This window comes from Microcoleus sp. MON1_C5, from assembly GCF_036701875.1.
GTDB lineage: Bacteria > Cyanobacteriota > Cyanobacteriia > Cyanobacteriales > Microcoleaceae > Microcoleus.
Genome location: NZ_JAUBRN010000031.1, coordinates 31,308 through 52,417, shown reverse-complemented (window position 1 = coordinate 52,417; position 21,110 = coordinate 31,308). Strand labels below are relative to the sequence as shown.

Below are 21,110 nucleotides of genomic sequence, written 5' to 3'. Positions count from 1 at the left end.
GAGGAGTATTAGAACTCGCTTTCAGGCAGGAGGCAGGTTGGCCGACGCTCGCCAATCACAAATCATTAATCACGATATTTTGCGGAGCAGTGGCTTTTGAGGTCGAAAGTCTTTGTTGGAGGGCGGGCGATGGGGTTTCGATTCCTAATTGCAGGTTTGGCAATCACGGGCCTCGCCGTTATCAATTCCAAAACACAAGAAACAACTAATCTCAGGGAGGTCTACTAAAAATGCAACTGCTCAGGAAACGGGATCGCGAGGGTTTTATGGTTGATGCGAAAAGTCTTCTATCTGACGGGTTTGCAGAATTTGATACAGCCTGTCGAAGCATGGATTTAAACGGCAAAAAGTCTTTTGTTGCCATTCCAGAACGCTCAGGCGCAGGGTCAGAGGTGCGATCGCGCGCCACGGTACCGGCGATAGTCCGCGTAGCTTTAGAAGACTTGAAATGCTTTGAAGTAGTAGAACATCAGTTTGCACATTGGGGGGTGACTTTTAGCAATGCCGTCGCCATCCAACCTTCAAACCCAGCATTTTTTACGGGATCTGCGGCAACAGTGTTAATGGGGGCCCCCAAAAGCGGACTGATAGAAGTAAGTTTTAAGTATCCAGTTCGCAGCGTGTCAGGACTGGTCACCAGTTCGCGACGAACTGTTTTATCTGCTTGTGACATTGACGGCAACGCAATTGTTCAGGATGAAATGCCGGCGCCCAATCTAGTCGGGTCTAATTCTCCGATCGCCCCTAGAGCTCCCCTGCGCGTAAAAGCTCCGAATATTCATCGAATTACTTTTTACGCTTTTGACGGTCAGCTAGTAGTCGATGACTTGATTTTTGGATTTTAGAGCAAAGCCATAAGTAGCGTCCCAAGTCTGCAAACCTTCGAGAAGGGCATTGCGGACTAAAGCTTCTGGTTCCCGACTCAGCATCAGGCGAAAGCACTCGGCAGCGCGGGAACGGGCGATCGAACTTTTGACAGAGCTCACAGGGCCAAACCCACCCCGATTCACCAAATCGGTCATTTGCCGCACTGCAATTAAACGCTTCACGGGGTCAGCATCAGTCAAATCCGCCAAGATGCGATCGAGCGCCACTTCATCTTTTGCGGCCCCCAGACTCAACCCTTGCCGCAGCAACAGCCCTGCAATAGCGATCGTGCCCAAATTCTGCAAAATCAGGTTCAAAGCCATCCAGTGGCTCTCGGAGTCAGCCCAAATCGCAAAACTCATGTAAGCGCCCAAGGTAGCAATGCCGCCCGTACCCACCGCTAAAACAAATCGGCGGTTCGGGCCCTCCCAAAATTGTTCGCCTTTTGCTCGCAGCAATTGCCAGTCCCACGACTGCCCTCGGTAAACCAGCATCATCGCTGCTATCCCCAGGCCTGTGGAAAACAGTAACTCACTGTTCCACAACCCCCAAACTCCTGCCAGCGTGACAACTGCCAGCCAACCTTTCGATCGAGTCAAACTCTCTAGCAGCCACTTGAGAAACGCAGTAGAAACCACAGGCGATCGGGCCGACTCGCTCTTGCCCTCTGCCCTCCGGCGCATTGTTTCGGCAGTCCGGTCTGTGGCTGTTGGGGTTCCCGGCGAGCGATCGTCCGAACTAAATTGGCTCAAAGCTTGACCATCAGTCATTTCTACAGACAGGTCGCTCAAGGGGAGATTACCGAGTTCCAAAGTGCGATCGGACACTTTCACAGGCGATCTATTCAGCTTGGTTGTAGTTTTTTTAACTTGATTCATACTGACTTTTTTGAAAAATAACTTAAAGTTATCCAGGCGTTTTTAGCACTGATTTAGATTCTCGGCAAACAAGAGTCTAAGACTCTATGATACCGGAAATTTCAACCCGTGGCGAGTACCGCAACGGCGCCCAATTCCAAGAAATCATTACCAAAAATAGAGCTATTGAAGATTTTGGAGAAAAGCACGACAGGTTAACAGCAAATATTTTTGCATCACTCTTGAGACAGAAGGTCGCTCGGAGTTAACCTGATGGCAGCAAAAAAACTAATTTTTTTAATTTCACTCAGAAAATAGGTGAATTTTGAGTAATTCAGTTCGTCCGCCAAGAAATGCACGACGAAAATTTAGCCTTTTGCCCCCAGGCCCGGACTCTCGCTGCTACCGCAGTGTCAGATGAGGCTGGGTTCAGCTTGACCGCTAGCGGGACGAACCGCAGCCTCTGGGCGGGTCGAGAATCCAGACAGTATTGGTTGATAATTAATAGCAGAAGCCTTCTTAAACTGCTAAGATTTTTGAATTAATGGGAGTTGAGTTAATTCAACCGGGTTCTGGTAAAAAGGAGTCCCTGATGCTCTTGGGCAGGGGTTAAATGGCGGGAGCATCTCAAGTCGGGTAAATTAACCGTCATTATTGTAGAGGCGCCTTTACGCCCGATCGGCAAGATCGGCCAGATCTCGGGGTAAAACAGCCCCGCCACCTGCATATTATTGTCCCTCAACCCGACTAGATAGCAGGAAGGCCCTCATCCGGGTTCAAACCCGTAAAGCAGTAAGGCAAGCAACCGACCGCGCGATCGTGTTCGGCAAGTGCGGAGGCTGGAAAAACAGCGGCTTTTGACCAAACTCATACAGAACTTCGGCCCCAAAGTGTGTCTGCGAAGGTTAGGCTAGTGGAGAGAGGAAAAGAATAGTTACGATCGAGACTTGATTAGTCTACCTTGTAATTTATTGCTCAGTTGTCAAGCCCAACAGTTTTGCATTCTCGCGATGAGCGAGACTCTGGGCACTTCCAACAAGTGGGGAACTCGACCGTCAAAGAACTTGGGTTTGATGGTAAAGCCCTGACTAATATGTAAACACCTTACCGATAACTCGCCGGAACAATCTTGCAAGAAAACCCATGTCTAGTATGCAAAACCAATTCACGGTTCACTTCTGGGGCGTTAGAGGTAGCATAGCGTCTCCCGGGGCAGAAACAGTACGTTACGGGGGCAACACGCCCTGTGTAGAAATGCGAGTGGGTGACAGTCGCCTAATTTTCGATGGTGGTACTGGATTGCGGGTTTTGGGACAAACTCTCCTTTCCCAGATGCCCGTAAAAGCTCATATGTTTTTTACGCACTCTCACTGGGATCACATTCAAGGATTCCCATTTTTTGTCCCAGCTTTTATTCCGGGCAATTGTTTTCACATCTATGGGGCTATTGCTCCTAATAAGGCTACTATCCAGCAGCGGCTCCACGACCAGATGCTGCACCCCAATTTTCCGGTGCCCCTGCAAATTATGGGGGCAGATCTGAAATTTAACGATATAGAAGTGGGCCAACCGCTGGAACTCGGAGAGATTAAGGTGGAAACTGCTTTGCTGAACCATCCGGGGGAAGCTATAGGCTACCGCGTCAACTGGCGGGGGTATTCGGCTGCTTATGTGACTGATACCGAACATTTTCCCGATCGTTTAGACGAAAATGTGGTGTATTTGGCTCAGGATGCTGACGTGCTGATCTACGACGCTACTTATACCGATGAGGAGTATTATGCGGAGAAAAGCAGCAAGGTCGGCTGGGGACATTCGACTTGGCAGGAAGCGGTGAAGGTGGCAAAGGCTGCTAATGTCAAAAAGTTGGTGATTTTTCACCACGACCCGCTGCACAATGACGAGTTTTTAGACAGGGTGGGAGAACAAGTGGCTCAAAGGTTCCCGAATAGTTTGATGGCGCGGGAAGGTTTGTCGTTACAATTGCTGCCTCCTGATAACGATTTGTCTGAAGCGTCGGTGCAAGCGCCTCAAGTGTCTGTCTGAGGGATTTGAGCTTGTCAGATGGTTCTGAAATCTCGATGATCTGTGAAATCTGAAATTTAAGCGAGGGCTGACCTCACTCAAGGACGGATACCGTGCCACGTACTCCTGTCGTGGAAAACCAAAAAGTTTAGACCCTAGTTCGAGCTTCCAGATTTTTCTGGGGAGTCAATTCTAAAATCTAAAATCTAAAATCTAACATCGACTGGCGATCGCAATCTGGCTAAGTATGTCAAAATTTTAAGCGTGTGGGTAACTTCTTCTTGTACCGCTGCTCTGACTCCTACTTCTGTTGCCTTGGGAAACTTTGATGGTTTGCACCTAGGGCATCGACAAGTCGTGCAGCCAATTTTAAATCGATCGCCTGAGCAAAATTCTGCGACGATTCTTGCGTCGGGGCCAAACTTGCGCTCCAACGCTGGCAGAGATGAAAATTTGGAAAGCGAACCTCCGGCGACCTGCTACAACGACTCAGCAGCACCGCCCGATCGAGCTGGCAGCAGCCATAATTTCGATGGTTTGATAGGCCCCAAGGCAGAGGGCAACAGCTTCTCTGGTCGCGATTCTGATGGGGTCGATCGGCTTTACGGCACTGTGGTGACATTCGATCCCCACCCGCAAGAATTCTTTACGGGTCAACAGAAAAAACTGCTGACACCTCTGGCAGAAAAGGTAGAATTGCTCGCAGCAATGGGCGTCGAGCAACTTGTGCTGCTGCCGTTCGATCGAGAATTGGCGGCTTTGACTGCTTGTGAGTTTGTCGAGGAAATTTTGGTGCGGCAACTAAAAGCGAGTCGAATTAGTGTGGGGGTTGATTTTCGGTTTGGACGGGGACGCGCTGGAACGGCTGTGGATTTACAGTCGATCGCGTCGGGTTACGGTATTGATGTTGCTCTTGTACCCCTGCACAATTGCGGTGAGGGCGATCGGATCAGCAGTTCTGCAATCCGCGAAGGTCTGGCATCCGGCGACCTCAGAAGAGCGAATCAGTTGCTGGGGCGACCTTACAGTTTGGTGGGATCTGTGGTTGGCGGACAGCGGCTGGGCAGGACGATCGGATTTCCTACTGCTAATATCGAACTGCCGCCGGAAAAATTTTTGCCACGTTTTGGCGTTTACGCGGTGCGAGTCTCGCTGAAGCATGGATGGGAAAAGATGAAAGAGGAAAGTTCTTCCTATCAGCGGGAAAATCCCAAATCTCTAATTCCCGGCGCAGCATCAAATTTATCTTTTGTCAATGGGGTGATGAATGTTGGCTGCCGCCCGACGGTAGACGGCCTGCAACCCACTGTGGAAGTTCACCTGTTAGATTGGTCTGGGGATTTGTACGGTCAAACCTTGAGTGCGAGTTTGGTAGAGTTTTTGCGACCCGAACAAAAATTCGCTTCTCTGGATGCTCTCAAAACTCAAATTCAGGCAGATTGCGATATTGCTAGAAGCGTATTAACTGCTAAAGTCTAATAATTATGTGATCTAGAACGGGCGATCGGTTTTAAAAATGGTGCAAGATGAGTCAGACTAAATTCTAGTTGTACAAATCCGCAGTCCGCAAGGCAAAGACTCAAGATTTTGGCAATTTGATGTTTGATCCACAATTAGCAATTAGCAATTAGCAATCAGGGATATGAGACAACATATTGAGCGACTCAAACAAAATCTAGGCAAAACTATGGTCGGCAAAGCGGATGCTATTCGCTTGGTGCTGGTAGCCGTGCTTTCGGGGGGGCACGCGCTGCTGGAAGACGTGCCGGGTGTGGGAAAAACGCTGCTGGCGAAGTCTTTGGCGCGATCGCTCGATGGGAAGTTTCAGCGGATTCAGTGTACTCCCGATTTGTTGCCGACGGATATCACCGGTACTAATATTTGGAATCCGCGCAGCGGAGAGTTTGAGTTTTTGCCCGGGCCAGTTTTTGCTAATGTTTTGCTTGCCGATGAAATCAATCGGGCGACGCCGCGAACTCAGTCAGCTTTGCTGGAGGTAATGGAAGAAAAGCAGGTGACAGTAGATGGAGTTTCTCGGAATGTTCCGACGCCGTTTTTTGTGATTGCGACTCAGAACCCGATCGAATATCAAGGCACTTTTCCGCTACCGGAAGCCCAGATGGATCGGTTTACTTTGTCTTTGACTTTGGGGTATCCCGCTGCGTTGGAAGAGTTGCAAATGTTGGAACGGCTTTCTGATACTTTTGCTGTTGAAGATTTGCAGCCTTGTATTTCTTTGGAAGAAGTGCAGGAATTGCGTCGGTTGTGCGCTGCTGTGAAGGTGGAAGGCTCGTTGAAACAGTATATTGTAGATTTGGTGCGATCGACGCGGGAAGATGAGGAGATTACTCTCGGGGTGAGTCCCCGGGGTGCGGTGGCTTTGCACCGGGCGTCCCAGGCTTTGGCATTTATGGAGGGCCGGGATTTTGCTACTGATGATGATGTTAAGTATGTGGCGCCGCACGTACTGTCTCACCGTTTGATTCCGGCGGGCGGAAGGAGGGCTAAGGCAATTGTCGATCGATTATTGCGGTCTGTTCCTATTCCTTAAAAACTTTGTAAGTAGGTCGTTTTAATTAAACAAACAGGCAAGATGCCTGTTCCACAAAGAATGAATTTTATTATGGGATAGGCATCATGCTCGCCCTTGTTATATCAAATCCGGTGGCATCGGAATTAATATTACCCACAGTCAGGAAACGGCACTGCCGTTTCCCTACCATTAATAGGGCGAGAGTTACATCCGAGGGGGTCTAATGATTATTTTGGGGTAGGGAAACAGCATTGCCTTACTACTTTTTTAATCACGGCTTAATAGCACTCTCAAACAGCGCGACTAATTTTTTGGCCTCTAAATCAACATTGTGTTGTTGAGCAACTCTCTCGGCTCCTGTTTTCCCCATTTGTTCTAGCTTTTCTAAAGGTGCTTCCAATACCGCGCGCATCGCTACCGCTAATGCTTCTGCGGAACCGGGAGGAACTAACCAACCGCAAACACCGGGTTCTACGAGCTCGGGGATGCCAGCAACATAAGTGCTAATTACGGGCCGATTGAGAGCGAGGGCTTCCATAATTACGACGGGCAAACCTTCAGCAAAACTCGGCAATACCATTGCCCGTGAAGCTAAAATCTCTTGTTGAACTCGATCGCCACTGGCCCAGCCGGTAATTTCTATATGATTTTGCAGGCCGAGTTGCAGAATCTGCTTTTCAATATCCGATCGCAGCGGCCCGTCTCCTACCAGTACCAACTTAAACTCTAAGCCTTGAACTGCTAGCAAGTTAGCAGCTTCTAGCAATAACAAATGACCTTTTTGTTCGCTGAGCCGCCCAATACAAGCTAAGCGGGGTGCTGCGGGTATGGGGACGTAAGGTGCAGCTAAAAATGCAGCATCTACGCCGCAGTGTATGACGTGAATTTTTGACCAAAAAGTGCGATCGCACCACCGAAAAAGCTGACTTTTACCGAAGGAACTAACTGCGGCTACAAAGGTCGATCGTTTAATTTTTTCGTCTAAAGAAAGAAGTGTCGCTTTATCAAATTCTTCAGGGCCGTGAACGGTGAAACTGTAAGTGGGGCCGCCAAGCACGCGGCACAGCATTGCGACTGTTGTCGAATTTGTCCCGAAGTGAGCGTGAACGTGTGCTGTACCGGATTCTGCAAACCAATTTAAAAGAATGCAAGCTTCTGCTAAATAAGCTAGATGCAGCAAAATCCCCCGTTCCGAGTGCCAGCCAACTTTGAACATTAACCGCACAGCTTCGATGAATCGAATGGGTCTAGTTGCGGCAACGCGCAGCAAACCCCACGCTAACCCCTGTACACCAACTCCTAAGATTACTTTAGTCACTTCTTGCTCTAGTTTGTCGGCCCCATCAACGAGTTCAGACTCGCAGGATCGGATGGAATAACGTGCGACTTTCATGCCGCAATTTTCAACGGCTAGCACTTCTCTGCGGACAAAGCTGTGGCTGACTTTGGGATATTGGTTGACTAAATAAGCGATGTTCATGAAGGGGAGAAAATTTTATGGTAAAGCTTAGATTAGTTTAGCCTTTGGCTGCAATAGGTGGGCAACAAATTTAGCTGATTTGTTGAGCTTATTGGATCACGGGTGGAGGGCGATCGCTTTTGGTGGATGGGGGAAGTGCCAGCGGGGCGATGGCTATTCCGGCGAGAGGAAATCAATCCACACATTTTACATTTTTAATACAATAGTTAGGACAGTTTTTAGGTAGTAGCCACAAACCCCTGATTTTCCCGCGAGCACATTGATCACCATGAAAGCCTTTTTTTAGGGTTCGCAATCAAAAACTGTCCGAAGTGTTTTCATCTGCCAATCACTCTCAATCAGGTTTAACAGCCCCAGATTGCCTCAATAATTGGTAATTATTCAACCTGCAATTCCATCTAATTTCCTATTGTCACCTAAATTTCCCCGAAAATCACCAGCCCGAAAAATAATCGCCCAAATCCCCAAAAAACCAGCAACTCTCGCAACTCTCACAACTCCCCCAACTCTCACCACCAACAATTTTTCTGAGGCGACTTGCTCTGCATCTACCCAAGATGACAGCAAATAAGGTAAAGTAAACGGCACAAGAGTCTAGAACTCTCGAACGACCGCAACTAGGCAAACCCGCCCCTGACCAGCAAAACTGGCCGGTACAGGCGGCATTAACCACTAACCGTCAACCTCTAACAACCGAGAAAAATGCAAACCTACTACTACGTTTTAGCCAGCCAACGCTTTTTGCTAGAAGAAGAAGCCCTAGATGAAGTGTTTAAAGAAAGAACTCGCAACTACAACGAACAAGAAAAACAAATAGACTTCTGGTTGGTCAAACAGCCGGCTTTCCTAGAAGCACCAACAATGGCAGAAGTTAAAGCAAAATGCCCTCAGCCAGCCGCCGCTATTATTTCTACCGATCCTGTCTTCATCACCTGGTTGAAACTGCGATTAGAATATGTACTGACAGGTGAATTTCAAGCACCATCACCAACTATTCCCGATGCCCTCGCATCCCTACAGCCCGCATGAAAAAAGTAGCCAAATATTCGACAACAAAACTAACAACAATTAGGGGTAAATTGTACAAATATATTTTGTCCCTCCCCCTATTTTCTGCTACTTCGATCGCCCTTTTGGTATTGACAATTTTATCGAGTTCTGTTAAAGCTCAGTCGAGCTGCCAACCGCCCCAGTCCGATGAATATCTACTGTTAATTGTCACCCCAACACCCGAACAGCAAGAAAGAGCAAAACGCTCTTTCCCCGGAAATACTAACAACACAGTTTGTCGGTACATCAACGACACGGTGACGCGAGTTGGCGGCTTTCGGGACTCGCAAATCGCCAGCGATTGGGTTAAATACATCGAAGATGTTGTCGGATTGCAAGCTTACGTAGTACGATCGCCCGCAGCGGCACTACCCCAAAATTTGCCAGTCTACAACCCTCAGCCAGCACCAGGTTCTGAACCAATCACCAATCCTTCAACGGGCAATCTTGCCTTCAATCCCCAACCCCTGGGCCCTGGTTATGCAGTGTTAGTAGATTACTTCAACCAACCGGAATTAGCTGCCCAAGTCAGGCAAGCATTAGGCACGCAAGTAGGCTTAGCTTCCTACGGCCAGCGTCCCTTTTTATTCGTTGCTTATACAACGGATCAAAACGCCGCTACTGCTGCTGTAAAAGCATTGAGCGATCGAGGTTTTTGGCCGATGTTAGTAGACAGCCGCCGAGTTACCGTAATTGCTCCCGCTGTTCGCTAAAAGATAACCTACCCCACGATCGTTCGGATCGTGAAATCGCTACTACACTTGCCTCTCGTCCTAGCAGAGGGGGACTAATAACAATTATTGTTGTGGTTGGGATTCTAGCGGGCTGCTTCCTAGCTGACTTTCTGCCCGCTTTTTTGCTTCCATTGCCGCTCCGTAATCCGGTTTGTAGCGAATTGCTTTGTCATAGGAGGCGATCGCATCTTCGTATCTTTTTACCGCCACAAGTGCATTGCCGCGACTATACCAGGCTTCGGAGTAATCTTGCTTAACATAAACGGCTTCATTGTAAGAGACGATCGCATCTTCATACCGTTTCAAATTGTACTGGGCATTGCCTCTATTGTACCACGCTTGATATTCTTTCGGGTTTAAGTCTAAGGCTCTGTTGTAACACTCAATTGCTTGTTCGTACTTGCGTAATTCGTGATATGACCAACCTAAATTGTACCACGCTTGATAATAATCCGGTTTTAATTTAACAGCTTTTTCGTAAGCTTCTACCGCTTCTTCAGGCCTCCGCATTTTCAGCAAAGCGATGCCTTTACTGTACCAGGCTTGATAAAATTTTGGCTGAAACCGCACGGCTTTTTCGTAGGCTTCAAAAGCTTCTTGATTTTTGTTCACTTCTAGGAAAACATTGCCTAAATTGTACCAAGCTTCATAATTGTCGAATTTGATTTCAACTGCTTTTTGATAGGATTCGACGGCTCGATCGTACTGTTTTAATTTTTGGTAAGCTTGTCCGCGATTGTACCAAGCACGGTACAAGTTAGGCTGAAATTCTACGGCTTTTTCGTAGGAAGCGATCGCTTCTTCGTACCGCTGCGAATCTAATAGAACATCGCCTCTACCTTCCCAGGCTGCGGCATAGTCGGGCTGGATTTTCAAAGCGTTATCAAAAGAGGCGATCGCCTCTTGAGGTTGTTGCAACTTATCCAAAGCATAACCGCGTCCCGTCCAAGCTTCCAAGTATTCCGGCTTTAATTCTATGGCTTTATCATAAGCTGACTGCGATTCTTGGTATTTTTTCAATTCATATAAAGTTTTGGCCTTTTCCTGCCAAACTTCCGCGTAGTCCGGTCTGAGATTTATAGCTCCCTCGTAAGCGGCCAGAGCTTCTTCAAATCGACTTAAATTGTAAAGAGTATTGCCTCGGTTGTAGAGGTCAGTTGCATTGGCAGAATTAAAAGTGTTTACACCATAAATAGATGCTATAATACTGATGCCAATTAAACTGGCGATCGACAATATTTTTAAATACAGTTTTTTTCGGGATTTTACAGGCCCCTTCGCAGCAGCAACCGGAGGCCATACAGGAACTGTACCGCTGAAAGAATTTTTCAATTCTTTAATAGCTTGCAGCGTTTCGCCGGCACTAGAATAACGTTGCCGAAAATCGTACTTTACCATCTTGTCTAAAATCTTCGCAAATTCAGGACTGACTGATGTTTTGTCCTGCCATATAATTTCCTCTGTATCGGGGTTTTTTGGCATTTGGTGAGGATTTATGCCAGTGAGGAACTGAATTGCGATCGCACCTGCGGCATAGATATCGCTGCTGAGTTTCGGGTTGCCGTGAGCTTGTTCGCTGGGCATATAACCGGGAGTACCGATGCTCACACTCAAGCTATTCTTGGGCTGAGGAGTGGTGATTTGAGTAGTAATTTCTTTGACTGCGCCGAAGTCAATTAAAACTAATTTTTCGTCTCTATCTCGGCGGAGAATATTACGGGGATTGACATCGCGGTGAATCACATTTTGCTGGTGTACAAAGTCTAAAATTTCGAGAATTTCTTGCAATATACAAATGACTTGCTCTTCCTGCATGACTCCCGCATTTCCCGGAGAAGCGGGCGTAATTTCTTGACTTAAATCGTGACCTTCTATAAATTCTTGAACTAGATAAAACTCTTGATTTTCTTCAAAGTAAGCAAAAAGTCGGGGAATGCGATCGTGATTTCCCAACTTGTACAAAACTTGTGCTTCAGTATCGAATAAACGTCTTGCTACCTTTAGAGTTTCGGGATCTGTTGCGTGAGGTTTAAGCTGCTTGACGACGCAGAGGTGATTGCCTGGTAGCTGCTTATCTTCAGCTAAATAAGTTTGAGCAAATCCGCCGCCTCCCAAGTGACGGATAATACTGTAGCGATTGCCGAGTGTTATTCCAAGCATGAAATTCACCTAATGTTTCCTAATCGTTTGGAGAATTAGCTTTCAACCAAGCTGTCACATCTTCCGCATTTGAAAATTCTAACATGGGCTCTCTAAATTTTTTAATGGGTTGAACCGCAAGTGGGGAGTTTGAATTTCAATAAAATCAATTTTAGGGTGAAATCCCTTGTGCAGTTCTTCAATGATTAATTTAGTTCCATTAGTTTTTGCTGTATTGTACAAAGTTAGCTGGTCTAATGCCGATCGATTTAGAACTTGAATTTCAATAATTAAAACAGACGTGTCATTGTTGAGTTTTGCGATCGCCTTTAAGTAGCTATCTTTGGTTTTGATGTAAGGTGCGCGGTGCGAACTTTACTGTGACAGTCTGTTTGCTTTCTTTCTTGTTCCCTCCCCTTAGTAAGGGGAGGGTTAGGGTGGGGTTCTAGATTTTTGCTGGCATGGGGATGCTCCCACTCTAACTTAACTTTGAACCGATTTCAAAATTTCATCATCGACTGAAAAATCTATCTCAGCTTTGTCCCGCCCCGAAACTACATAATCATTCTGAAAAGAATCTTTCAATCCAGAAAGTAAGTCAAATTCCGGCTGCCAGTTAAGATCGGTGACAGCTTTATTAACTGAAGCAAAAAAGTGCTGCAATCGCATCGGAAAAGCTTTCTTTTTGCCGAAGTCAAATTGTTTCGGATCGTAGTGTACAATCTTAATAGCATCAGGGGATTGGCCTGCAGCTTGAATGCAGGCGCGGGCTAAACCGTCAAAGGTGACAAATCGATCGCCCGAAACGTTGTAAATTTGCCCGATCGCCCTAGAGTTGCCCAAAACCGCCGCCATTGCTTTAGCCAAATCCTGACAGTGCCCTAACTGGGTGAAGTGCATTCCGTTACCGGGAATCGGAATCGGTCGATCGCGCACAATGCGATCGAAAAACCAAGCCTCTAAATCGTTATAATTTTGGGGGCCGTAAATGTAAGTCGGGCGAATCGAAGTCCAAGGCAAACCCGATGCGGCCAAGTAATTTTCGGTTTCGCATTTACCCAAGTGCCGGCTTTTAGGATCGGTAGCGTCCCCTTCGATATGAGGCATTTGATCCGACTTCAAATAAACCCCCGCAGAGCTCATGTAAACAAAGTGCTGCACCCGCCCTTTAAATATTTCAGCTAAAGGCTTTGTATCGCTGAGTTCGCGACCGTTGTTGTCAAAAACAGCGTCAAACTCGACCGTCGATAACTTTTCTTGCAGTTGTTCGACATTAGTGCGATCGCCCTGAATCTGTTTTACGCCCGCAACTGGTACCGGCTTGTTGCCCCGGTTAAACAACACCACTTCATGCCCTTGTGCTGCTAAAATCTTAGTAAGATAAACCCCGATAAACCGAGTACCGCCCATCATTAAAATTCGCATTATTTTCGATGCTCCTTACAGTTAGTGTAAATATCTTACAATAAAGTTATGCCTTACGGAGAAACCGTTTTTTTAAGAAAACACATATTAACAGCGAGCAGCCCTGGTACAAAAAACCGGAACGATTGAGTTTTTATGTGCAAGTCCTGAAAGTCAGTTTTGTGCTTTACTAAAGTGCGATCGCTCCCAATAAACATATAGCAATCCCTAGGACGATTCACACTTTCTCACTTGCTAAAACCCTAGCTTTTCTTCCTTCTTCCTTCTGTTTATCCTATCGCCAAGCTGAAGGGTCTTTTTACTTCTTCCTTCTTCCTGACATCCGTTACATCCGTTACATCCGTTACATCCGTTACAGAATCCGTTGCCGAACTTCCTTCTTCCTTCCGCTATACTTTCAATTTCCCTAAAATCGCCCTATGCAAGTTCCTCGGCTGCATCCAGAAACAATCGAAGAAGTTAAACAAAGAGCCGACATAGTAGATGTCATTTCCGGCCGCGTCGTGTTGCGAAAACGCGGCAAAGAATTTGTAGGTTTGTGTCCTTTTCACGACGAAAAATCTCCCAGCTTTACAGTCAGTCCCGGCAAACAAATGTATTATTGTTTCGGCTGCGGTGCAGGCGGCAATGCTTTTAAGTTCCTCATGGAATTGGAGAAACGCCCTTTCAGCGAAGTAGTATTAGAATTAGCTAAAAATTATCAAGTTCCCGTCAAAACTGTCGAACCAGAACACCGACAAGAATTGCAGCGCCAAATTTCTCTGAGGGAACAACTCTATGAAATCTCAGCACTAACAGCCAACTTTTACGAACACGCTTTGCGGCAAACCCAAGGAGAAGAACCGTTAGCATATCTCAAATCAGAGCGCCAGCTCAGCGAAGAAACTATCCAACAATTTCAATTAGGTTATGCACCCCAAGGTTGGGAAGCACTTTACAGTTATTTAGTAGAACAGAAAAACTATCCGGCGCAATTAGTAGAACAAGCTGGATTAATTGTACCCCGAAAAAATGGCGGCAGCGGTTATTACGATCGCTTCCGCAATCGCATTATGATTCCCATTCGCGACACCCAAGGCAGAGTCATCGGTTTCGGCGGCAGAGCTCTCGGCGACGAACAGCCGAAATACCTCAATTCTCCCGAAACAGAACTGTTCGACAAAGGCAAAACTTTATTCGCCTTAGATACAGCGAAAACAGCCATTAGCAAAGCCGATCGCGCAGTGGTTGTAGAGGGGTACTTTGATGCGATCGCACTTCACGCCGCCGGCATCTCCAACGCCGTCGCTTCCCTCGGCACAGCCTTAAGTTTAAACCAAGTGCGGCAGTTATTGCGGTACACTGACTCCAAACAAATTATCCTCAACTTCGACGCCGACAAAGCAGGAACTCAAGCTGCAGAACGCGCAATTGGAGAAATAGAAAAACTCGCTTATCAAGGAGAAGTGCAACTGCGGGTACTCAACATTCCCGACGGCAAAGATGCCGACGAATATCTCAAAACTTACTCCCCAGAACAATATCGAGAATTGCTGGAAAATGCTCCGTTGTGGCTAGACTGGCAATTGCAACAAATGCTCGTCAATCAAGATTTGAAGCAAGCCGATACTTCCCAGCAAGTCACAAAAAAAATCATTAATTTATTAACCAATATCACTGACGACAATCAGCTAGCACATTACCTGCAAAAGTGCGCCGAGATTCTCAGTAAAGGAGATTTTAGACTCACAAAAATGATCGCTGAAAACTTGCTCAATCAAGTAGTCAGCGATTGGGCAAAGCGGCAGAGTCAAGACGAATCTTTAACAATGCCCCTGTTAATTAGAAACAAGCTGAAGCCGAACAAACAATATAAAAAGCAGCGTGCAACCGGCGAAAACAAAAACTCACAATCCACCTTATCTGCCGTAGCCCGCAGTCTTTTAGAAGAAGCAGAAGCGCAATTATTGCAGATTTATTTGCACTGTCCCGAATATCGCCAAGATGTCAGAGAAGCAATAGAAGCTAGAGATCTGCAGTTTAGCCTTTCTCACCACAGATTTTTGTGGCACCAGATTGTGAATTCAGAAATATTGCACAAAATGTCTTTACAAGTAGCGCCTTCAGAGTTAATCTTGAAATTGCAAGATAGCTTCATTGAATATCCCAATCAACTAAATCAAATCTCGCATTTATTTCACTTAAATGAGTTCTCAGAAAGAAACGTTTATCGCGCACCTCTAGTCATTAGATCTGCCCTCGCCTGTATCGAGCAAATTATCAGCATGAAGCGCCGCCGAATTGCACTCAATATGTGGGAAAAAGCCAAGGCCGCTAGCAGTGGCGAAGAGGCTATAGAGTATCACCAACTATTCTGTGCCGAACAAGAATGGCTCAAGGAATTAGAGCGGCTGCGTCAAGTTAATTTTTACGATTTAACATCTGTGCCTTGGGGCTAATACCCTTTTAGATTTTAGATTGTAGATTGGGGATGACTCCTTCGATATAGGTTGGAAGCTTGCCTGCAGTTACATTTTTTTAACTGATATAAGTAATAAAGTCCTTACTACAATCCTGTTTGTACTAAGGACTTTATTCCTTTATCCAACGACCCTTTTAATAATCGCAAAAAAGAGTTTCGCGAGTATCTCTACCCGTCACGGGATTAGTACCTTTTGCCACTTTACAAAGTTTTTCTATCATATCGTCTCGCAGCAGTGTATCAGTAAAATCTGCACCGTCAATGACTGCTCCTTCGAGTCTGGTATTGTAAGCGAAAGCACCCTCAAGGATAGCATTAGTTAAATTCGCTTTCATCATGCGAGCCAAATCTAAAGTAGCACCCGTGAAATTAGCGCCTTCTAAATTTGCTTCTTCCATATTGGCAGCAAAAAAGCTGACGCCGCGCAAATCTGCATTAGTAAAATTGCTATTGCGAAGATTGGCTTTATTAAAACTGTCGTCAGTCAGAACTTGGCCAGTAAAATCAGCGCCGACTAGGATTTCTTTGTCGTGATCCAAAGCGAAAGCAGGTGCGGGATTAATACCGATCGCCCCAGCGGCAATTACTGCTAAAATAACAAAACTCAGCAAGAAAGTATAAATATTTTTGCGATGTTGGCGAATTCGAGAAATCATCATACAAGTTCAAGCTAATGGGCAGTCGTGACAGTTCAGAATTGAATTCTACCAGAAAGCGCGATCGCCCGTTAGCGACGGCTGACTCCAATTGCCGCCAATCCCCAAACTCTCGGGATATCGGCACATTGGGAGAAAACTTAGTCGCCGACTGGTTGCAGCAGCAAGGTTGGGAAATCCTGCACCGGCAGTGGCACTGTCGCTGGGGAGAGATTGACATCATCGCACTCGGAAGAGATGAAGAAAGCGCAAAAAACCGAGGTCTTCCCAATCACACATCCCGAACATTAGCATTTGTAGAGGTAAAAACTCGCCGCCGGGGAAATTGGGATGCTGGTGGAATGTTGGCTGTTACTACCACAAAACAAGCCAAACTTTGGCAAACAGCAGAAATATTTTTAAGCACTTATCCAGATTTAGCCAATAATTATTGTCGCTTTGATGTCGCTTTAGTCAGGTGCGAACCTTCACAAAAAAACACTAACCAAATATTACCACCATTAACAGCAGCGAACCCTCAATCCGCCGTTGCAGGAAACTACCGACTCACCCTGCAAGAATACATTCGCTCGGCTTTTAGCAATTAAAAATATATAATTAAAATTTAGAGGGTAAAATCTCAAAGCAATGCCACTAGGTAATTTTTAATTATTAACTTGCCTAGGCTGTCGCGCATTTCTCTCTTGAGCTTTAACGGATCTGAAAAAAGCGTTAAATCTTCTCCCGCTTTCTCCTTCTCTCCCTCTCCTGTTCTGTCATCACAGTTAATTTATATGCGTAGCAATCTAGGCGAGAGTTTCCGGGCAATATCCCAGACCCTTGACAAACTGCTGGCGAAACGCTTCAATTTCTTTGCGGTCAGGGCTGCCGTGACAAACCACTGCCACCTGGTAGCGGCGCATCACGCTAAGCGGCGACTGTCCGGTTTCCAAGCTCCAAAGCGCCATTTGCAAGCGAATTTCAGGATCGTAAGGAATCCCGAGTTCGTTCATAAAAGCCCGAAAATCCCCGTGCATTTCTGGAGTTAAATATTGGCTCATTTTCACCTTTACCACCCAGCCGTCAATTTGGTGAATAACAGTGATAAATTGCAAAGGAAGATGATGAGCCGTGCGTAGGTAATCCACGACTCTCAGAGTAAGGCTAGTATTGGCGATGTAGTAGAGGTATTCCATAACGATCCTTATGAGCAAAGCTGATGCTACACCTCTATCCTCGCGGGCTATACCCGCGACCACAAGGGGAAAAGCACCCGACTTTGGATGGGGGTTTTTACCCAATTTGTTACCCAGTTGACAGATCGATCGCACAGGAATTCACTTGATGACAGAGATGGACTGGTCTTTGGACGGCTACGACTACGAACTTCCGCCCTCACGCATTGCCCAAAATCCCGTAGTGCCGAGGGACAGTTCTCGCTTGCTGGCTGTAGATTCTCCCAGCAGCCACCAACACCGGATTTTTAGGGATTTACCCGATTTGCTGCAACCAGGCGACTTGCTGGTACTGAACAACACCCGCGTGCTGCCAGCGAGGCTCTACGGGCACAAACCCAACGGCCCGGCTGTGGAGATATTGTTGATGGAAGAACGGCAGCACAACTGTTGGCTGGCTTTGGTTAAACCGGGGAAACGCTTAAAGTTGGGAGCAAAAATTGAGTTTGAGCCCATCGCCCGTGCCTGTGAGGACTCGACCACAGCTTCTTGCTGTTGCCTTCCCGATGCCACGATGCCGCATCGTCGTCGATTGACTGCAACAGTTATAGAGAGGGACGACGCAACAGGGGGACGGCTGTTAGAGTTTGACATCCCCACAGATGAGAATCTGGCGAAGTTTTTGGACGAATACGGCCACATACCCCTGCCGCCCTACATCGAAAATTCCCAAGCTTCAGCGGAACAGTACCAGACTGTTTATGCCGAGAGGCTTGGGGCCGTGGCTGCCCCCACAGCAGGCCTGCACTTCACCGAAGAATTGTTCAGCCGCTTGGAACAGCGGGGAATAGAAAAAACTTTTGTCACCTTACACGTCGGAGTAGGGACGTTTCGCCCCGTGGAGGTGGCAGACGTGACGGCTCACAAAATGCACGGGGAATGGGTGGAAGTACCCCCCGTCACCGTTGAGAAAATCCGGGAAACTCAAGCCAGAGGCGGGCGGATCATTGCCGTGGGTACCACAGCAGTGCGAGCTTTAGAGGGAGCGGCCGCCGCCAGTGGCGATTTTTCCTTGCAACCTTTTTGCGGCCCGACCAATTTGTTTATCTACCCGGGCTACAAGTGGCGGGTTGTAGAGGGGATGATTACCAATTTTCACTTGCCCCGCTCTACTTTGATGATGATGATAAGTGCGATGATTGGAAGGCCTCGGCTGTTGGATTTGTACCGAGAAGCGATCGAGCAACAGTACCGCTTTTATTCCTTTGGCGATGCCATGCTGATTTTACCAACAGCAAAAAAGGATTGATCGATCGGGCATCGGGTTCGCCCTATGCCCGGTATTCCGTTTCTATTCTTCCTCCTCTTCTTCATTGCCGGGATACACGAAGCTGTTGGAACGCCCAGTCAGAACTGATTTGCCCAGAGACAGAGCTTTCTGAGCTGCCACTACAGCTTTGCGCTTCCATGTGGCCTTACGCATATTCTTCTTGGATTTGGAGGTTTTCTTCTTAGGGACTGCCATGACGCTAAATACTTTCTGCTTGCTTATAGAGACAAACAAACATTCTAGCCGATTTTGTCGGCAATGCTTACTCGAAAAACCGCAACAACTGCTCGGTAAGCAATATCAAGTAGTAGGGTGCGTCAGCGATTAGCTTCTGGAAAAATAGACAAAATCCCCTAGGTAACGCACCCGCAGCAGCTAAAGTTCGTGAAAGTGGTAGATCACGACGCCAGTTACGGCATCGTTCTCGATACTCACATAACCGGTTTTGAGCATTGCCGTGAAAGCCTCTTCCACTTCGGCAAAAGTAGCGCCGGTTGCCATCACCCCTTGGGTGACAGATAATCTTCCGTTCTTGGTATAAGCTGCCTTCAGGAGTTTAACCCCTAACTGGTCTGGAGTTGGCTTGGGGTATGTCGCGGCGATCGCCCCGCTGCTGGGATATAGCGGTATACCTTCGCGAGATACGCCGAGTTTGCCCCTGAGACTGGCATGGTGTTCGTCCACCATGTTCGGCAGCAGCAGCAAGTCAAACAATTGCCCAAACCCAAACAAACCAAAGGTAAACAGCCACAGCAAACCCGTACCAATTTTGCCGTTGTAGAGGCGGTGGAGTCCGAAGGGGCCGAAAAAACAAGCTGCCCATAAAAGGTAACTAACACCTAAATTGCTCATTTTCTGACCGTCCTGCCTGATTATTCTAGAATTGGAGTCCCTCTATACATTTTGTACTTTCTATGCGGTGTTTAAACAGCTTGACATGGGAATTTATTTGTGTGGTAGCCTAATAAACTGACAAAAGGCAGAATTTGGTTTCCCAATACCTTCTGTCTGGAAGCCCATGAGTAATTTTGCGTAGCAATTCTTAACGCCAGCAACATATTTGCGCGGGCGAGAGCTTGGTAAACTGGAGGGCGTGGAAATTACAGCAGCTTAGACCTGGATTCCACAGGGAGCGCCAAACCGAGCGCCAAAGCAAGCGCGCCGCCAGCGCTGGCCGGACATACACGAGCGCGATCGCCCGCAGTACCCGACAATGGAAACAAGCGAGTAGTTATAAGCAGAAATCCAATAAAAATATGGTAGATTCCCTCAAAAAACCCACTTTTGAAGAACTGCGGCCGGGAGTGAAAGCCCCAGCCAAAGAAACTATTCTCACGCCGAGATTTTACACAACAGACTTTGACGAGATGGCCAAAATGGACATCTCGGTAAATGAAGCCGAACTAGAAGCAATTATCCAAGAGTTCCGCGTTGACTACAACAAAAACCACTTTGTGCGGGATGAGGAGTTCGCTCAATCTTGGGATCACATTGACGGCGAAAAACGCCAGTTGTTCATTGAGTTTCTAGAACGTTCATGCACCGCTGAGTTTTCTGGGTTCTTGCTTTACAAAGAATTGGGACGCAGGCTCAAGGACAAAAATCCAGTGCTCGCCGAGGGTTTCAACCTGATGTCGCGGGACGAAGCGCGGCACGCCGGATTCCTTAACAAAGCTCTCTCGGACTTTAATTTGTCCCTGGATTTGGGTTTCTTGACAAAGAGCCGCAGTTACACATTCTTTAAGCCGAAGTTTATTTTCTACGCGACTTACTTGTCTGAAAAGATCGGTTATTGGCGCTACATCACGATTTACCAGCACTTAAAAGCGCATCCTGAAGACCAGATTTATCCGATTTTCCGATTCTTTGAAAATTGGTGCCAAGATGAAAACCGCCACGGAGATTTCTTTGATGCGGTGATGAGAGCTCAGCCTCAGATGTTGAACGATTGGCGCGCTAAGCTTTGGTGCCGTTTCTTCTTGCTGTCGGTGTTCGCGACAATGTATCTCAATGATATCCAGCGCGCCGGTTTTTATCGATCGCTCGGTCTCGATGCTCGGGAATACGACATTGAAGTGATTAAAAAGACCAACGAAACAGCAGGCCGCGTATTCCCCGTCATGCTGGACGTGAACAATCCAGAATTTTATGAACGGCTGGATATTTGCCTCAAGAACAATCAGCAGTTGACTGCAATTGTTGCTTCTAATACTCCGAAATTCTTGCAGTTCTTCCAAAAATTGCCTTTGTATTTGTCGAACGGCTGGCAATTAGTGAAGCTGTACTTCATGAAAACAATTGAATCACCTTCAGTACAGGGCGCTGTGCGTTAAGTTTTGATTTTTCATCCTCTGTGACGGCGGTTCTGCGACAAGCGGAGCCGCTTTTTTTTATAATTG

Annotated in this window: 19 protein-coding genes; 10 read left to right on the top strand and 9 right to left on the bottom strand. The window is 46.9% G+C overall.

Annotated features, from left to right (window positions below; all coding sequences use genetic code 11):
* Nucleotides 1-230: 230 nt before the first annotated feature.
* Complete coding sequence (locus QUA71_RS16500; RefSeq protein WP_333286542.1) at nt 231-845, top strand: hypothetical protein; 615 nt, start codon at nt 231-233, stop codon at nt 843-845.
* Here the strand turns inward: QUA71_RS16500 and QUA71_RS16495 are convergent.
* Complete coding sequence (locus QUA71_RS16495; RefSeq protein ID WP_333286540.1) at nt 813-1,745, bottom strand: hypothetical protein; 933 nt, start codon at nt 1,743-1,745, stop codon at nt 813-815. The genes QUA71_RS16500 and QUA71_RS16495 overlap by 33 nt on opposite strands.
* A 1,122-nt stretch (nt 1,746-2,867) precedes the next feature.
* Between QUA71_RS16495 and QUA71_RS16490 the strand changes: the two genes are divergently transcribed.
* From QUA71_RS16490 to QUA71_RS16480, 3 genes are all read left to right on the top strand, one after another.
* Entirely contained in the window at nt 2,868-3,770 is a 903-nt protein-coding gene (locus QUA71_RS16490; protein WP_333286538.1) for an MBL fold metallo-hydrolase, read from the top strand.
* 243 nt (nt 3,771-4,013) lie between these two features.
* Nucleotides 4,014-5,228: a bifunctional riboflavin kinase/FAD synthetase gene (locus tag QUA71_RS16485; RefSeq protein ID WP_333286536.1), complete on the top strand. Its 1,215-nt coding sequence runs from the start codon at nt 4,014-4,016 to the stop codon at nt 5,226-5,228.
* A 163-nt stretch (nt 5,229-5,391) separates the two neighbouring features.
* Complete coding sequence (locus QUA71_RS16480) at nt 5,392-6,300, top strand: MoxR family ATPase (protein WP_333286534.1); 909 nt, start codon at nt 5,392-5,394, stop codon at nt 6,298-6,300.
* Nucleotides 6,301-6,553: 253 nt separating this feature from the next.
* On the opposite strand, the gene QUA71_RS16475 is transcribed toward QUA71_RS16480, so the two are convergent.
* Both QUA71_RS16475 and QUA71_RS16470 read right to left on the bottom strand, forming a co-directional pair.
* Complete coding sequence (locus QUA71_RS16475) at nt 6,554-7,762, bottom strand: glycosyltransferase (protein ID WP_333286532.1); 1,209 nt, start codon at nt 7,760-7,762, stop codon at nt 6,554-6,556.
* A 381-nt stretch (nt 7,763-8,143) separates the two neighbouring features.
* Nucleotides 8,144-8,350: a hypothetical protein gene (locus QUA71_RS16470; RefSeq protein ID WP_333286530.1), complete on the bottom strand. Its 207-nt coding sequence runs from the start codon at nt 8,348-8,350 to the stop codon at nt 8,144-8,146.
* Between the two features lie 114 nt (nt 8,351-8,464).
* On the opposite strand from QUA71_RS16470, the gene QUA71_RS16465 reads away from it, so the two are divergent.
* Together QUA71_RS16465 and QUA71_RS16460 are read left to right on the top strand one after the other, a co-directional pair.
* Nucleotides 8,465-8,791: an MgPME-cyclase complex family protein gene (locus tag QUA71_RS16465; protein ID WP_190656658.1), complete on the top strand. Its 327-nt coding sequence runs from the start codon at nt 8,465-8,467 to the stop codon at nt 8,789-8,791.
* Nucleotides 8,788-9,525, top strand: a complete 738-nt coding sequence (locus QUA71_RS16460) for a hypothetical protein (protein WP_333286527.1) — start codon at nt 8,788-8,790, stop codon at nt 9,523-9,525. The genes QUA71_RS16465 and QUA71_RS16460 overlap by 4 nt, the downstream gene beginning before the upstream one ends.
* An 84-nt stretch (nt 9,526-9,609) precedes the next feature.
* Here the strand turns inward: QUA71_RS16460 and QUA71_RS16455 are convergent, their stop codons facing one another.
* Together QUA71_RS16455 and QUA71_RS16450 are read right to left on the bottom strand one after the other, a co-directional pair.
* A complete protein-coding gene (locus QUA71_RS16455) occupies nt 9,610-11,706 on the bottom strand; it encodes a tetratricopeptide repeat protein (protein ID WP_333286525.1) in 2,097 nt (698 codons plus the stop codon).
* Nucleotides 11,707-12,168: 462 nt separating this feature from the next.
* Nucleotides 12,169-13,110, bottom strand: a complete 942-nt coding sequence (locus tag QUA71_RS16450; RefSeq protein ID WP_333286523.1) for an NAD-dependent epimerase/dehydratase family protein — start codon at nt 13,108-13,110, stop codon at nt 12,169-12,171.
* Nucleotides 13,111-13,529: 419 nt separating this feature from the next.
* Between QUA71_RS16450 and dnaG the strand changes: the two genes are divergently transcribed.
* Complete coding sequence (gene dnaG, locus QUA71_RS16445; RefSeq protein ID WP_333286521.1) at nt 13,530-15,548, top strand: DNA primase; 2,019 nt, start codon at nt 13,530-13,532, stop codon at nt 15,546-15,548.
* Nucleotides 15,549-15,705: 157 nt separating this feature from the next.
* Here the strand turns inward: dnaG and QUA71_RS16440 are convergent, their stop codons facing one another.
* On the bottom strand, nt 15,706-16,230 hold the full coding sequence (locus tag QUA71_RS16440; RefSeq protein ID WP_333286520.1) for a pentapeptide repeat-containing protein: 525 nt from the start codon (nt 16,228-16,230) through the stop codon (nt 15,706-15,708).
* A gap of 14 nt (nt 16,231-16,244) precedes the next feature.
* Between QUA71_RS16440 and QUA71_RS16435 the strand changes: the two genes are divergently transcribed.
* Nucleotides 16,245-16,814, top strand: a complete 570-nt coding sequence (locus tag QUA71_RS16435) for a YraN family protein (RefSeq protein ID WP_333286518.1) — start codon at nt 16,245-16,247, stop codon at nt 16,812-16,814.
* Nucleotides 16,815-17,012: 198 nt separating this feature from the next.
* Here the strand turns inward: QUA71_RS16435 and QUA71_RS16430 are convergent, their stop codons facing one another.
* Complete coding sequence (locus QUA71_RS16430; protein ID WP_006632408.1) at nt 17,013-17,402, bottom strand: hypothetical protein; 390 nt, start codon at nt 17,400-17,402, stop codon at nt 17,013-17,015.
* Between the two features lie 148 nt (nt 17,403-17,550).
* Between QUA71_RS16430 and queA the strand changes: the two genes are divergently transcribed.
* Nucleotides 17,551-18,690 carry a tRNA preQ1(34) S-adenosylmethionine ribosyltransferase-isomerase QueA gene (queA, locus tag QUA71_RS16425; protein ID WP_333286516.1) on the top strand — a complete coding sequence of 380 codons (1,140 nt, stop codon included), beginning with the start codon at nt 17,551-17,553 and terminating at the stop codon, nt 18,688-18,690.
* Nucleotides 18,691-18,732: 42 nt separating this feature from the next.
* Here the strand turns inward: queA and rpmF are convergent, their stop codons facing one another.
* The gene (gene rpmF / locus QUA71_RS16420) at nt 18,733-18,906 is read right to left on the bottom strand and encodes a 50S ribosomal protein L32 (RefSeq protein ID WP_006632406.1); all 174 of its coding nucleotides are present in this window, start codon (nt 18,904-18,906) and stop codon (nt 18,733-18,735) included.
* A 180-nt stretch (nt 18,907-19,086) separates the two neighbouring features.
* The gene (locus QUA71_RS16415) at nt 19,087-19,563 is read right to left on the bottom strand and encodes a TM2 domain-containing protein (RefSeq protein WP_190656634.1); all 477 of its coding nucleotides are present in this window, start codon (nt 19,561-19,563) and stop codon (nt 19,087-19,089) included.
* Between the two features lie 404 nt (nt 19,564-19,967).
* Here QUA71_RS16415 and acsF point away from each other — a divergent pair, with 404 nt between their 5' ends.
* The gene (gene acsF / locus QUA71_RS16410; protein WP_190738830.1) at nt 19,968-21,044 is read left to right on the top strand and encodes a magnesium-protoporphyrin IX monomethyl ester (oxidative) cyclase; all 1,077 of its coding nucleotides are present in this window, start codon (nt 19,968-19,970) and stop codon (nt 21,042-21,044) included.
* Nucleotides 21,045-21,110: the final 66 nt, after the last annotated feature.